The following is a 13,428-nucleotide window of genomic DNA, read 5'->3' as shown; positions in this document are numbered from 1 at the left end:
ATGAAAGTTATTTTTTTAGCAGATGTCAAAGGTAAAGGTAAGAGAGGGGAAGTAAAAGAAGTTTCTACAGGTTATGCTCAGAATTTTTTAATCAAGAAAAATTTGGCTAAGGAAGCCACAAAACAAGCTATTAATGAGTTAAAGGGAAAGCAAAAATCTGAAGAAAAAGCTCAAGCCGAACTTTTAGCTGAGGCTAAAGCAGTTAAAGTTAAACTTGAACAAGAATCAACGCTTGTTCAATTCAGTGAAAAGGTTGGTCCAGATGGTCGTACTTTTGGTTCTATTACAAGTAAAAAAATTTCTGAAGAATTGAACAAACAATTTGGGATCAAACTGGATAAACGTTATATTAAATTAGATCATCCGATTCGAACAATTGGTTTAATTGAAATTCCTGTAAAACTTCACAAAGATATTGATGGCATCATTAAACTTCAAATTAAAGAAGCTTAAATGAGTTAGGAGGTGAAATTGTGCCAGAGACCTCAGAATTACGAGTACAGCCTCAAGATTTAATTGCGGAACAATCTGTTTTAGGTTCTGTTTTTATATCACCAGAGAAATTGATTGCTGTTCGGGAATATATTGATCCTGAAGATTTTTATAAATATGCTCATCGTGTTATTTTTAAAGCGATGATTAGTCTTAGTGATCAAAACGATGCCATTGATGCAACAACAGTTCGTGCTATTCTTGATAATCAAGGAGATCTTCAGAATATTGGTGGAATTTCCTATCTGGTTGAATTGGTTAATAGCGTGCCAACCAGTGCTAATGCTGAGTATTATGCTAAAATTGTAGCTGAAAAGGCTATGCTTCGGCGGATTATTTCACGCTTGACAGAAGCTGTTAATCAAGCTTACGAAGGCGCAATAAACTCTGAAGATATTATTTCAGGTGCGGAAAAAGCCCTGATTGATGTTAATGAGCGCAGTAATCGTAGTGGATTTCGTAAAATTTCAGATGTTCTTGCTGTCAATTATGAAAATTTAGAAGTTCGTTCTCAGCAAATAACAGATGTTACAGGACTGGCTACTGGTTTTCGGGATCTTGATAAGATTACAACAGGTTTACACCCAGATCAACTTATTATTTTAGCTGCTAGGCCAGCGGTAGGTAAGACGGCTTTTGTTCTTAATATTGCCCAAAATGTTGGCACTAAAATGAATCGTCCTGTTGCTATTTTTTCTCTAGAAATGGGAGCTGAAAGTCTAGTTGATCGTATGCTGGCTTCAGAAGGAATGGTTGATGCCCATAATTTACGAACAGGTCAGTTAACCGAACAGGATTGGCAAAATATAACGCTTGCGCAAGGGACTCTAGCTGATGCACCAATTTATATTGATGACACTCCGGGAATCAAGGTTACAGAGATTAGGGCACGTGCTCGAAAATTAGATCAGGAACTAGAGAAAGGATTAGGATTAATTGTCATTGACTACTTGCAATTAATCACAGGCACACGACCTGAAAATCGCCAACAAGAAGTTTCTGATATTTCGCGTCAGTTAAAAATTCTTGCTAAGGAACTTGGAGTTCCTGTCATTGCTCTTAGTCAGCTATCTCGTGGTGTTGAGCAGCGTCAAGATAAAAGACCTGTTCTTTCTGATATCCGTGAGTCGGGGTCTATAGAACAAGATGCTGATATTGTAGCCTTTCTTTATCGTGATGATTATTACGATAGAGGAGATAAAGATGAAGGGCAAGAACAATTGGTAGATAATACAATAGAGGTTATCTTGGAAAAAAATCGTGCTGGTGCTCGAGGAACAGTAAAATTAATGTTCCAAAAAGAATATAATAAATTTTCTAGTATTGCCCAATTTGAAGAGAGATAGGAGAAAAGAAACAATGAGTGACGCATTTGCAGATGTTGCCAAAATGAAAAAAATAAAAGAAGATATTAAGGCTCATGAAGGTCAAGAAGTTGAATTGACCCTTGAAAATGGGCGTAAGCGTGAAAAAAATAAAATTGGTCGTTTAATTGAAGTCTATTCATCTTTATTTATTGTAGAATACAAGGATAAAGCTTCTGTTCCGGGTGAGATTGATAATACTTATGTAGAATCATACACTTATTCAGATATTCTGACTGAGAAAACATTAATACGTTATTTTGATTAGTTTCAATAAATGAAATAAAATGTCTGCCCTTGAAAATGAACAAGAAATAATGTATGGCACAGTATATCTCGTTCTTAAAAAAGCTGAGATACATTCCTATGAAAAGTTTGGCTTTACAAAGCCTTTTTTCTATGTTACAATACTTTTTGTGTGAAATAGCAGCAGGAGAGTATGGAGCTCGTCAACAGGTGTCTTAGGATAAAGTAACCTTAGCTGTTTAGGCGAAGGGCATCTGCACGAATCAGGATTCTTCAAGTGACTATTTCCTCAATTATATTATTTTTTATAGGAGGACATGATATGTCACGTTATACAGGACCATCATGGAAAAAATCACGTCGCCTTGGCTTGTCTCTTACAGGCACAGGTAAAGAATTAGCACGTCGTAACTACGTGCCAGGTCAACATGGACCAAACAACCGCAGCAAACTTTCAGAATATGGTTTGCAATTAGCTGAGAAACAAAAGCTTCGTTTCTCATATGGACTTGGTGAAAAACAATTCCGTAATCTCTTTGTTCAAGCAACTAAAATTAAAGGTGGAATCCTTGGTTACAACTTTATGCTTCTTCTTGAACGCCGTCTTGACAATGTTGTTTACCGTCTTGGTTTAGCAACGACTCGTCGTCAAGCTCGTCAATTTGTAAATCACGGTCATATTCTTGTTGATGGTAAACGTGTTGATATTCCATCATACCGCGTTGAAGTTGGTCAAGTGATTTCAGTTCGTGAAAAATCAGCTAAAGTACCAGCTATTCTTGAAGCTGTTGAATCTGTAGTAGGACGTCCAGCATTCGTATCCTTTGATGCTGACAAACTTGAAGGTTCATTGACACGTCTTCCAGAACGTGATGAAATCAACCCAGAAATTAACGAAGCCCTTGTCGTTGAATTTTATAACAAAATGCTTTAATTCATTTATTTTATTCAAAAAGCCATTTCAAATGGCTTTTTTTAATGCATCATTTTAATAATGAAATTGGTCATTTGCCTAGGACTTTCTATCTTTCCTCGAGCAATCCACATTTGACAGACACCAAATAAAGCGTTAGTAACATACATAGTTCCATATTCTTTTTCGACATCTGTCAGTTTTTTATTGTGAAAGCTATTTTGAATAGTAATAGAAAGACCATATTGTAAATCTTGCGTAATTAGGATTTTAAATTTATTTTTAAGAAATTCTTGAATTTCTTTAGTGCCATTTTCTGAAAGTAAAGCAGCAAATAAGGGCTCTCGGTTAAGGAATTCAAATACTTCTAAAATAGCGCCTTCTTGGTTAGCTGAATTCTTATCAAAAATATATTCTAATTTACTAAAAAGTGTTTGTTGATAGATATCGATCATCTCATATTTATCTTTATAATGAGTATAAAAACCACTGCGACTGATATGAGCTGCTTTTGCTAGTTCAGTCGTTGTGATATCATTAAAATTTTCTCTCTCTAATAAATGTGCCATGGCTTTTTCAAGAGCTTGCTTTGTTTTTTCTTTTTTTGTGTTTTTCATCTTAAAGTCTCCTTTTGCACAAAATTATACACAGTGTCTAAAAATAGTTTTTTAATCTTGTCAAATAGATAATAACTAGTATAATTTATTATATCAAATATTTAGACAGAATGTATAAAAAAGGAGAAAGAATGTTAACGGAATTAAAAGCGGTTTTAAAAAAGCCTATGCTTTGGATTACGATGGTAGGAGTAGCCCTTGTCCCTGCCCTATATAATATTATTTTTTTGAGTTCTATGTGGGATCCTTATGGCAAAGTATCTGATTTACCTGTTGCAGTTGTTAATAAAGATAAAACGGCAACTTATGAAGGAAAGAAGATGACTATCGGTAAGGACATGACTGATAATATGGTTCATAATAAAAGTTTGGATTATCATTTTGTTGATAGCGAAAAAGCTCAAAAGGGACTTGAAAAAGGTGATTACTATATGATAATCACTTTACCAGAAGATCTTTCTCAAAATGCAGCTAGTGTTTTAACAGATGAGCCTAAAAAACTCACGATTCCTTACCAAACGTCTAAAGGACATAGTTTTGTTGCCTCCAAAATGAGTGAAACTGCTGCTAAGACTTTAAAAGAGTCTGTATCGAAAAACATTACAAGTTCTTACACCAAATCACTTTTTAAGAGTATGTCAACCCTAAAAACAGGTCTTGGCAGTGCGGCTAATGCTAGTCAAAAAATAGCGGTTGGTTCAAAACAGTTAGAAAATGGCAGTCAAGTGATGACTGATAATCTGAATTTACTTTCAAATTCAAGTCAAACATTTGCTCAAGGGACTAATACCTTATATTCGGGCTTAACAGCTTATACGGGAGGTGTCGGTCAGCTTTCTGCAGGTTTAAATAATTTAAACAATGGTTTGACAGCTTATACAAATGGAGTTGGTCAGTTAGCAAATGGCAGCAGCCAACTGAGCAATCAATCTCAGAAGCTTCTAGGAGGTGTTGCGCAATTAGGGAGTGGTTCTACTTCTATTCAACAATTGGTTAATGCTAGTAGTCAGTTGAATCAAGGACTTATTAAGCTGTCAACAGCAACAGGTCTTTCTGAAGAACAAGTTCAACAGTTTAGCTCATTGATTAATCAGTTGGGAACTTTGAATCAAAGTATTCAAAATTACAGTGATAATGGGACAGCAACGACTGCAAACAGTCCTGATCTTAGTACTTATCTATCTGCCATTACAACAGCAGCTCAAGCAATTGTTAATTCAGGAAATACAAGTACAAACCAGCAAACAACAACTAATCAGTCTAATGCATTGGCTGCGGTTCAAGCTACAGGTGCTTATCAAAGATTATCCGCTGAGGATCAATCAGAGATCGCTGCAGCTTTGGCCAACACTGGTAGTTCAACAACAACTACAGGTGCTGATGCAAACGCAGTGTCACAAGCCCAAGCTATCCTAAACAATGTCCAAAGTATTCAAAGTGCCTTATCTACTGTACAGACAACAACTGCTAATACACCAACAAGCCCATCAGCCAGCTTGACTCAAATTAAAAATACAGCTAATTCTGTATTACCTAGTGCAGCAACTTCCTTGACAACTTTGTCAAGTGGTTTGACACAAGCAAAAACAGCTCTTGATTCGCAAGTAGTCCCTGTCAGCACAGCCCTTGCTAATGGTACGGCTCAATTAGGCTCTACTTTTTCAACAGGCGCCAATTCCTTGATGACAGGAGTAGGCCAATACACTAATGCAGTTGATATTCTTAATGCAGGAGCTAATACTTTGGCCGCTAAAAATAACCAGATAACAGATGGTACAAGTCAATTGGTAAATGGTGCCAATCAATTAAATAGCAACTCTGGACAATTAACGAAAGGGACTGCACAGTTAGCAAATGGTGCTAATCAAATAGAGACAGGAGCTGGCAAATTGGCTGCAGGTGGAGAAAGTTTAACGGCAGGCTTGACAACTTTGTCAAGTGGTAGTGGAGAACTGTCGAAAGCATTGTCAACTGCTAAAAATAAATTATCATTAGTAGCAGTTGACAATGATAATGCTAAGACTTTGTCAAGTCCTGTCACTATCAAGCATACAGATAAAGATAATGTCAAAACAAATGGTGTTGGAATGGCTCCTTATATGATGTCAGCAGCTTTAATGGTAATGGCAATTTCAACCAATACTATCTTTAGAGCAGCTCTTTCTGGTAAGCAGGCTAAAACCTTACGAGAATGGATAGATCAAAAGTTAGCAGTCAATGGCTTGATTGCTGTTACTGGAGCTATTATTCTCTATTTTGGTGTTCATATTATTGGTTTATCAGCTAATTTTGAACTAAAAACTTTAGGATTAATTATTCTTACCAGTATCACTTTTATGGTCTTAGTGACAACTTTGGTAACTTGGCATGATAAATTTGGCTCTTTTGCTGCCTTAATTTTACTTTTACTACAATTAGGTTCCAGTGCAGGAACCTATCCCTTAGCTGTTACAGGTAAGTTTTTCCAAGTTGTCAATCCTTATTTACCAATGAGTTATTCGGTTTCTGGTTTACGAGAAACCATTTCTATGGCTGGTACAATTGGTAATCAACTACTAGCGCTGAGTTTATTTTTCCTTACTTTTGCTGCTTTAGGATTGCTAATCGCTCGAAGGAGGATTAGGTCTATCAAAGTAGCCTAAAAATTACTTTCTGTTACTTTTGTTTTTATTGGAGTCCTTCATCTCCATAGTAGGCAATATCTACTGCAGAGATGATAGGACTTTTTCTTTCGTTTCGAACTAAAGTTTTTAACACTAAGAAAAAAAATCACAAAAAAGTTTATGTTTGGTTTGAGTTTGGGAGATTTTTCAGATTTTAAATGAAATATCATTTTAATTTGAAGGAAGGTCTTCTTGTTTACTTAAAAATCGAAGATAAGAGTATAAAATGAATAAGACTAATATGCTAGCTAGTAATTCCTCTAGTTTAACTAATAACTGAAATAGAGGCTGTTGTAAATGCAGATAAGAACCTGCTGAATGAAGAGCAGTAGCAGAGATAGCAAAGGGAAAGGTAAAAGCTGAAAAGCCAGGATTAAACTCTCTTTTGAGAAGTACAGGAAGCTGAAGCACAACAAAAAAGTAAAGTAATTGGGAGGCTAAAAGCAAAAGCCAAACAAAATTAGTATTAGGGCTTTGTTCGGGAGAAAATGTCTTTAAATAGCCAGCCAATAAAAGAGACAAAGGAGCACAAAATGTGCAAATATTCGGTTTTGCTGTCTCAGGTAAACCAATACAATAGGCTTTAATAGTCATCAAAGGTAAAATCAGCAAAGTTAAAAGGAGACAAGTCCAAAAGATGATTTGACCCAAAATATATTGTCCACTGATGGGTGCTGTTAAGGTTGCTACTGCAATTCCAACGTATAAAACTGACCAAGATGGAAAAACATGTTCCCAATGAAAAGGGATGACGAACTTAATTGTAAAATAAGCAATCAGTCCTGCGTTGCCTAGAAAAGCGAGCCACCAAATCGTCAGGCTAATAAGAGTAACCCAATCTTCTAAAAAAGGAAAAGTTTGGATATAGCCTGCCAACAGCATACCTGACATAAAAAAGGTCGGAAAAATAGAAGCGATTAAAGGATGCTTTATTTGTTCTAAAGCTTGAGATAAATTTTTTAAAATACTGAGTATTAAAAACAGGTAGAGTAAGAGCGCTATAATACTTAGTAAATGCCGTAGAGAAGGATGATATAGTTTTAATAAATTACCTAGAGCAAACAATCCCAAAGTTAGTCCTGACATAACAAGGGGAGGGTTTCTGAAAATTTTCATCTCTATAAAGCTCCTTTTTTACTTATTTATCATCTTTATTCTATCATAAAATCTATTTACCTCTCTCGTAATTCTTGAACGAAGAAGAAACCTTTTTTACAAAAATGATAACTATCGAGTATTAGGCATTGAAAAAAATGTCTATTTATGGGAAAATATAGCAAATGACTTTAGTAAAGGAGCAGACAATGCGAGATGATATTAAAATAAATGACCGAGCTGCAGCGATTGGCGACCAACTGATTGAAAAACTTGAAAAAATTTATGATCCAGAGATTGAATTGGATATTTACAATCTTGGTTTGATTTATGAAATTGATTTAGATGAAGAAGGCTTCTGCAAGTTAGTTATTACATTTACTGAAGTCAATTGCGGTTGTGTTGATACTCTGCCTGCGGAAATTATTGATTCCCTGTCAGAGATAGAAGGGATCAATAAGGTTGGTGTTGAGGTTGTTTGGTCACCAGCTTGGAAGATGACACGGATTAGTCGATTTGGCAGAATAGCATTGGGAATCAGCCCTAAATAATAAATAAAAACTCTCAAAAAACTGCAATATGCAATAACTGTTTTTTTGAGAGTTTTTATTTTATCAAGCGAAAGAAAAAGATTAAAGAAAAGAGTGTTTAAATTAAACTTTTTCTTCAATCCAAATACTGATTCAAGCGGTCTTTTTCATGTTTGATTTCATTTTTTGACAGTTTCTTCAGGCTTCCAAAAGTCTGTTACGGCTCCCCTAGAAGCAGAAGAAACGATGTGAGCATATTTGCCAAGGACACCGCGTGAATAGAGCGGTGGCAATTCAATGGTCTCTTGGCGATGTTTTAACTCTTCATCGGAGATATCAAAGTGTAATTCCTTAGTGTCTTGGTCAATAGTGACTATGTCTCCTGTTTGCAGGTAGGCGATTGGACCGCCATCTTGTGCTTCAGGAGCGATATGACCAACGACAAGACCATAAGTACCACCTGAGAAGCGGCCATCTGTCAGAAGGGCAACTTTTTCACCTTGCCCTTTACCAACAATCATTGATGAAAGGGAAAGCATTTCAGGCATACCAGGACCGCCCTTTGGTCCTACAAAACGTACGACAACAACATCACCATCAACAATATCATCATTCAAGACAGCTTCAATGGCTTCTTCTTCAGAATTAAAGACCTTAGCAGGACCGACATGACGACGCACTTTTACGCCAGAAACTTTGGCAACGGCACCGTCTGGAGCCAAGTTACCATGGAGAATAATGAGCGGACCATCTTCACGTTTAGGATTTTCAAGCGGCATAATAACCTTTTGACCAGGTGTTAAATCATCAAAGGCCTTCAAGTTTTCAGCGACTGTTTTGCCAGTACAAGTGATACGGTCACCATGAAGGAAGCCATTTTTAAGGAGATATTTCATAACTGCTGGAACCCCTCCGACCTTGTAAAGGTCTTGGAATACATATTGACCAGAAGGTTTCAAATCAGCCAAATGAGGAACTTTTTCTTGGAAAGTATTGAAATCATCAAGTGTCAATTCCACATTAGCAGCATGGGCAATAGCTAAGAGGTGAAGGGTTGAGTTGGTTGAACCTCCCAGAGCCATAGTTACAGTAATAGCATCTTCAAAAGCTTCACGCGTTAAAATGTCAGAAGGTTTTAAGCCCATTTCGAGCATTTTGACAACAGCGCGACCAGCTTCTTCAATATCTGCTTTCTTTTCTGCGGATTCAGCCGGGTGAGAAGATGAACCCGGAAGGCTGAGTCCCAAAACTTCAATAGCTGTCGCCATTGTGTTAGCAGTATACATACCACCGCAGCCTCCAGGCCCGGGACAAGCATTACATTCCAAAGCTTTAACTTCTTCTTTGGTCATATCGCCGTGGTTCCAATGGCCGACACCTTCAAAGACAGAGACTAAATCGATATCTTTGCCGTCTAAATTACCAGGTGCAATTGTTCCGCCGTAAGCAAAAATGGCTGGGATATCCATGTTAGCCATAGCGATAACAGAACCGGGCATGTTTTTATCACAACCGCCAATGGCTACAAAAGCATCCGCATTATGACCTCCCATGGCTGCTTCAATAGAATCTGCAATAATATCACGAGATGTCAAGGAGAAACGCATTCCTTGGGTTCCCATGGCGATTCCATCAGAAACCGTGATTGTTCCGAACTGAACTGGCCAAGCACCAGCTTCCTTAACACCGACTTTGGCTAGTTTACCAAAGTCATGTAAGTGGATATTACAAGGTGTGTTTTCAGCCCAAGTTGAAATGACACCGACGATAGGTTTTTCAAAGTCTTCATCTTGCATACCAGTTGCACGCAGCATAGCACGATTAGGTGATTTAACCATTGAATCGTAAACAGAACTACGATTTCTTAAGTCTTTAAGAGTTTTTTTGTCAGTCATTTGACCGCTTCCTTTCATCACATCATATAATCATTCAATGTAGAAATTTTACACACCATCATTATAGCACAAATAATCCTTGTCATCATTATAATTATTGTAAAATTCTATCAATTTCTAATCATAATGGGAAATATCTATCAATGATAGCAAAATCTCCTAGACTCTGATTGAATCTAAGAGATTAACAGCTTAAAACTTTTTGGTTAGTTTATTGTTTGGGAATGAAAACTAAATGTTCATTGACAAAGGCATCAAATCCGAGATTGCTGAGCTCACGACCATAACCTGAATTTTTAATACCGCCAAATGGAACTTCTGGATAGGAAGACCAACCGGAATTGATAAAGGTCATTCCTGTTTCGATTTTAGCAGCAACAGCTTTTGCGTGTTCAAGGTCTTTAGAGAAAACTGTACCACCAAGTCCGTAACTAGAATCATTGGCTAAGGCAATAGCTTCTTCTTCTGTATCAACTTTGTAAATGGAAGCTACTGGACCAAAAATTTCTTGATTGTAGATTGGATTTTCCTTGGTAATATCGGTCAAAACGGTTGGAAAGACAAAGTTTCCTGGATGGTCAATTGGTTTATTACCGTAAACCACACGTGCTCCGTTGTCAGCAGCTAACTTGATTTGACCAAGAACTTCTTCCTTAGCTTCAGCTGATGACAAGGGCGCAAGCGTTGTTTCAGGATCCATCGGGTCACCCCACTTGGCTGTTTTGAAGGTTTCAACAACCATATCAAGAAATTTCTTGTAGTTTTCTTCACCAACAACAATGAAACGTTTGGAAGATGTACAGACTTGACCTGCATTGTAAAGGCGTGCAAAGAAAATAGTATCTTTTAAGAGTTCAAAGTCAGCATCTTCCAAAATGAGAAAAGCATCATTACCGCCGAGTTCAAGAGCAGATTTCTTAAGATTTGCTCCCGCTTCAGCAGCAATAGAAGCACCACCACGTTCAGAACCGGTTAAGGCCACCCCTTGAATACGAGGATCAGCAATAGCCTTGTTAACTTGGTCATAAGTAAGGAAAAGATTCTTAAATGAACCTTCAGGAGCGCCTGCTTCTTTAACCAAATTCTCAAAAGCCTGAGCAGAAGCAGGACAGATAGATGCGTGTTTCAAAACCGTTGGGTTGCCAATCATAAAATTAGGAGCAAAAACACGCATAATTTGATAGAATGGGAAGTTCCATGGTTCGACCATAAAGAGCACACCAACTGCTTGCTTAATGTAATAGGCATCACCATGAATAGGTTCAAATGCTTTTGGTTCTAAAAATTCTTCAGCCTTATCAGCAAAATAGTCAGCGATTTCTGCACACAGTTCAACCTCACCTTTAGCTTCTGTAAAGAGTTTTCCCATGTCCTTGGTCATGACTTCGGCGTATTTATCCACATCGCGACGAAGGATATCCGCAACTTTATGCAATTGAGCTTTACGCTCCTCTAAGCCTCCTTCAGCACGCCATTTTTTATAAAGCGCATGTCCAGTAACCAATGCTTTTTCCAAATCGGCATCGCTATTATTAGCAAATTCCTTCAAAACTTCATTAGTATAGGGATAAGTTGTCTTATAGGCCATAATTTTTCCTCCATTTTTCAGTTAAATTAATTATAGCATTTTTGAAACCGATTTCAAGGATTAAACTTATTTCATCCGCCTCTGCTTGCTTTGTTAAAGAACTACTTTAACACTATTTATGCCATTATAGCTAGTTATTAAGGCTATTTTATGATAGGATATTAAAAAGCTAGAATGGAGAAACAATGATTTTAAGTAACTTTGATGATGCAAAAAAAGCGATTATTAATCCAGAAGATTTAGTCGCAGCCATTACGGATTTCCCTGAAATAGTAGTATCTTGCTTTGCCAGAGCAACCTTCAAACGCATGTTAAAACGTTATAAATATCGCTTATTGACAAAAACTTCTGTGGCTAATCTTGATATTCCTATTTATGAACTTGATTATCATGGTCGTAAGTTGGCCGTTTTGGAAGACCTAGTTGCCATGGGAATGAAGAAGCTGATTCTTTTTGGAACATGTGGTATTTTGGAGGAACAGGTTAAGGAAACGTCTATTATTGTTCCGACAATTGCTGTACGCGATGAAGGAACCAGTTTTCATTATGCCCCAGCACAAAATGAAATCTCAGCTAATGACAGAACTTTAGCAAAATTTTTGACCTATTTACAAGCTGAAAATATCTCTTTTTCAAAAGGGAAAGTTTGGACAACTGATGGCATTTATCGTGAAATGATTACCAAGATGAAAGCTCGTAAACAAGAAGGTTGTCTAGCGGTTGATATGGAATGTTCGGCAGTCGCTGCTTGGGGACAATTTAGAGAAATTGCTGTCTGTCAGTTCTTTTATGCTGCAGATCATCTATCAGAAGAAAGATGGCATCCGAGGTCTTTAGGCAATGAAGCCGATTTAGATGAGAAAGATAAAATTGCTGAAATTGCTTTAAATTTTTCAACTTATCTTTGAGAAGTTTGAATTCTAAAGGAAGGTTTAACCTATAAATAAAGCTTTCCCCACTGATTAATTTGTTTTAAAAGGGGCATGAGGCTTTTACCTTTGCTTGAGAGTTGATGATATTTGACATGTAGTGGTAGGGTTTGAAAATCTACTTTTTCAACTAGTTCGTTTGTGATTAAAATATCTAAGGAACGTGTTAACATAATGGTAGTGATTCCGTTAACTTCCCTTTTTAATTGGTTAAAGCGAATGGACTGGTATTTGTTAATAACCCAGAGAACATTTAAGCGCCACTTCCCACCAACAACCTCCATAACCTGTGATATTTTACAATTCTAACCTTTATTACTGTTCAATGTTTTCTCTTTTTTGGCTTTATTGAAAAGTATACAATTATTGATTGTTGTTAAAAATGTTGCCATCTTTTTAACAACCAGATTGTTGATAAGATGATTGCCATTGACAAGGGTATTGGCTTTATACCTTGTCCAAAATAAGTACAGAGTATTTGCATCAGTCCAATAATTACTCCGCTGTATTTCCAAAGAGGATGGGGTAATAATCCGGACCATGAAATTATGAATAGTCCTAGTAAGATGTCACATAAATGCCAAGTTGCATAAATTTCGGCTAAAGTTGTCTGAAGGTTGTCACCTATGACGACAGATAAACCATTGATAGGATAGATAAGTCTGCCAGTTTCTACTACTATTAATAGCCATGATATTAATAATAGTGTAAAATTTGTCATTAGAAGTCCTGTTAGTATTTTTTTATTTTGAAAATATCGTTTGCGTATACTATAAAAAGTGCATCCAAAAAGGATAGTTGAGAGCATGAGTAATTCGTCCATGGCCATCAATAAACTTCTATGTTGATTTATGGTTTGGTGTAAGGAGTTTGTCAACTTTAGTTGTAAGCTGAAATATAAAAAGCCAAACCGAATCACCATATATAACAGAATACCAGCAAGAAACGCCCATGAGACTAGACAATCATCTCTATTTTGTTTAAAGATCTGATTTTTCATATTTTTCTCCTTTGTCAGCTTATTGTTGCTAAATCATCTAAAATATTAATTGACTAGTTACAAAAATGTGCCTACTATACAAGTCATTTTGTTAGT

13 protein-coding genes are annotated in these 13,428 nt (G+C 36.7%); 7 read left to right on the top strand and 6 right to left on the bottom strand.

The genetic code is table 11. The features are described from left to right. The 4 genes from rplI (at nt 1) to rpsD (ending at nt 3,036) form a co-directional block, all read left to right on the top strand. Nucleotides 1-453: a 50S ribosomal protein L9 gene (gene rplI / locus FNL60_RS10190; RefSeq protein ID WP_002262441.1), complete on the top strand. Its 453-nt coding sequence runs from the start codon at nt 1-3 to the stop codon at nt 451-453. Nucleotides 454-473: 20 nt separating this feature from the next. Further along, nucleotides 474-1,838 (top strand): replicative DNA helicase, encoded by a 1,365-nt coding sequence (gene dnaB, locus FNL60_RS10185; protein WP_002262440.1) that lies wholly within the window; start codon nt 474-476, stop codon nt 1,836-1,838. 13 nt (nt 1,839-1,851) lie between these two features. Continuing rightward, nucleotides 1,852-2,124 carry a transcriptional regulator SprV gene (gene sprV, locus FNL60_RS10180; protein ID WP_002265623.1) on the top strand — a complete coding sequence of 91 codons (273 nt, stop codon included), beginning with the start codon at nt 1,852-1,854 and terminating at the stop codon, nt 2,122-2,124. 300 nt (nt 2,125-2,424) lie between these two features. Beyond that, complete coding sequence (gene rpsD / locus FNL60_RS10170; protein WP_002262437.1) at nt 2,425-3,036, top strand: 30S ribosomal protein S4; 612 nt, start codon at nt 2,425-2,427, stop codon at nt 3,034-3,036. 41 nt (nt 3,037-3,077) lie between these two features. Here rpsD and FNL60_RS10165 read toward each other — a convergent pair whose 3' ends face one another. Beyond that, nucleotides 3,078-3,632: a TetR/AcrR family transcriptional regulator gene (locus tag FNL60_RS10165; protein ID WP_002262436.1), complete on the bottom strand. Its 555-nt coding sequence runs from the start codon at nt 3,630-3,632 to the stop codon at nt 3,078-3,080. Nucleotides 3,633-3,763: 131 nt separating this feature from the next. Here FNL60_RS10165 and FNL60_RS10160 point away from each other — a divergent pair, with 131 nt between their 5' ends. Further along, a complete protein-coding gene (locus FNL60_RS10160; RefSeq protein WP_002267075.1) occupies nt 3,764-6,274 on the top strand; it encodes a YhgE/Pip domain-containing protein in 2,511 nt (836 codons plus the stop codon). 192 nt (nt 6,275-6,466) lie between these two features. Here FNL60_RS10160 and FNL60_RS10150 read toward each other — a convergent pair whose 3' ends face one another. Further along, entirely contained in the window at nt 6,467-7,411 is a 945-nt protein-coding gene (locus tag FNL60_RS10150) for a TDT family transporter (RefSeq protein WP_002267074.1), read from the bottom strand. Nucleotides 7,412-7,599: 188 nt separating this feature from the next. Here FNL60_RS10150 and FNL60_RS10145 point away from each other — a divergent pair, with 188 nt between their 5' ends. Beyond that, on the top strand, nt 7,600-7,941 hold the full coding sequence (locus FNL60_RS10145; RefSeq protein ID WP_002262432.1) for a metal-sulfur cluster assembly factor: 342 nt from the start codon (nt 7,600-7,602) through the stop codon (nt 7,939-7,941). Nucleotides 7,942-8,099: 158 nt separating this feature from the next. Here the strand turns inward: FNL60_RS10145 and ilvD are convergent, their stop codons facing one another. Both ilvD and FNL60_RS10135 read right to left on the bottom strand, forming a co-directional pair. Then, nucleotides 8,100-9,815 (bottom strand): dihydroxy-acid dehydratase, encoded by a 1,716-nt coding sequence (gene ilvD / locus FNL60_RS10140; RefSeq protein WP_002268685.1) that lies wholly within the window; start codon nt 9,813-9,815, stop codon nt 8,100-8,102. Nucleotides 9,816-10,026: 211 nt separating this feature from the next. Further along, nucleotides 10,027-11,403 carry an NAD-dependent succinate-semialdehyde dehydrogenase gene (locus tag FNL60_RS10135; protein WP_002262430.1) on the bottom strand — a complete coding sequence of 459 codons (1,377 nt, stop codon included), beginning with the start codon at nt 11,401-11,403 and terminating at the stop codon, nt 10,027-10,029. Nucleotides 11,404-11,588: 185 nt separating this feature from the next. On the opposite strand from FNL60_RS10135, the gene FNL60_RS10130 reads away from it, so the two are divergent. After that, nucleotides 11,589-12,311, top strand: a complete 723-nt coding sequence (locus FNL60_RS10130; protein WP_002279886.1) for a nucleoside phosphorylase — start codon at nt 11,589-11,591, stop codon at nt 12,309-12,311. A 29-nt stretch (nt 12,312-12,340) separates the two neighbouring features. Here FNL60_RS10130 and FNL60_RS10125 read toward each other — a convergent pair whose 3' ends face one another. Together FNL60_RS10125 and FNL60_RS10120 are read right to left on the bottom strand one after the other, a co-directional pair. After that, nucleotides 12,341-12,616, bottom strand: coding sequence for a winged helix-turn-helix transcriptional regulator (locus tag FNL60_RS10125; protein ID WP_002279885.1), 276 nt, complete (start codon nt 12,614-12,616; stop codon nt 12,341-12,343). 92 nt (nt 12,617-12,708) lie between these two features. Continuing rightward, nucleotides 12,709-13,332: a hypothetical protein gene (locus FNL60_RS10120; RefSeq protein WP_002274279.1), complete on the bottom strand. Its 624-nt coding sequence runs from the start codon at nt 13,330-13,332 to the stop codon at nt 12,709-12,711. Between the last annotated feature and the right edge of the window lie 96 nt (nt 13,333-13,428).

The organism is Streptococcus mutans (genome assembly GCF_006739205.1).
In the GTDB taxonomy this organism is placed as follows: domain Bacteria; phylum Bacillota; class Bacilli; order Lactobacillales; family Streptococcaceae; genus Streptococcus; species Streptococcus mutans.
This window is presented reverse-complemented; position numbering and strand designations above follow the sequence as displayed.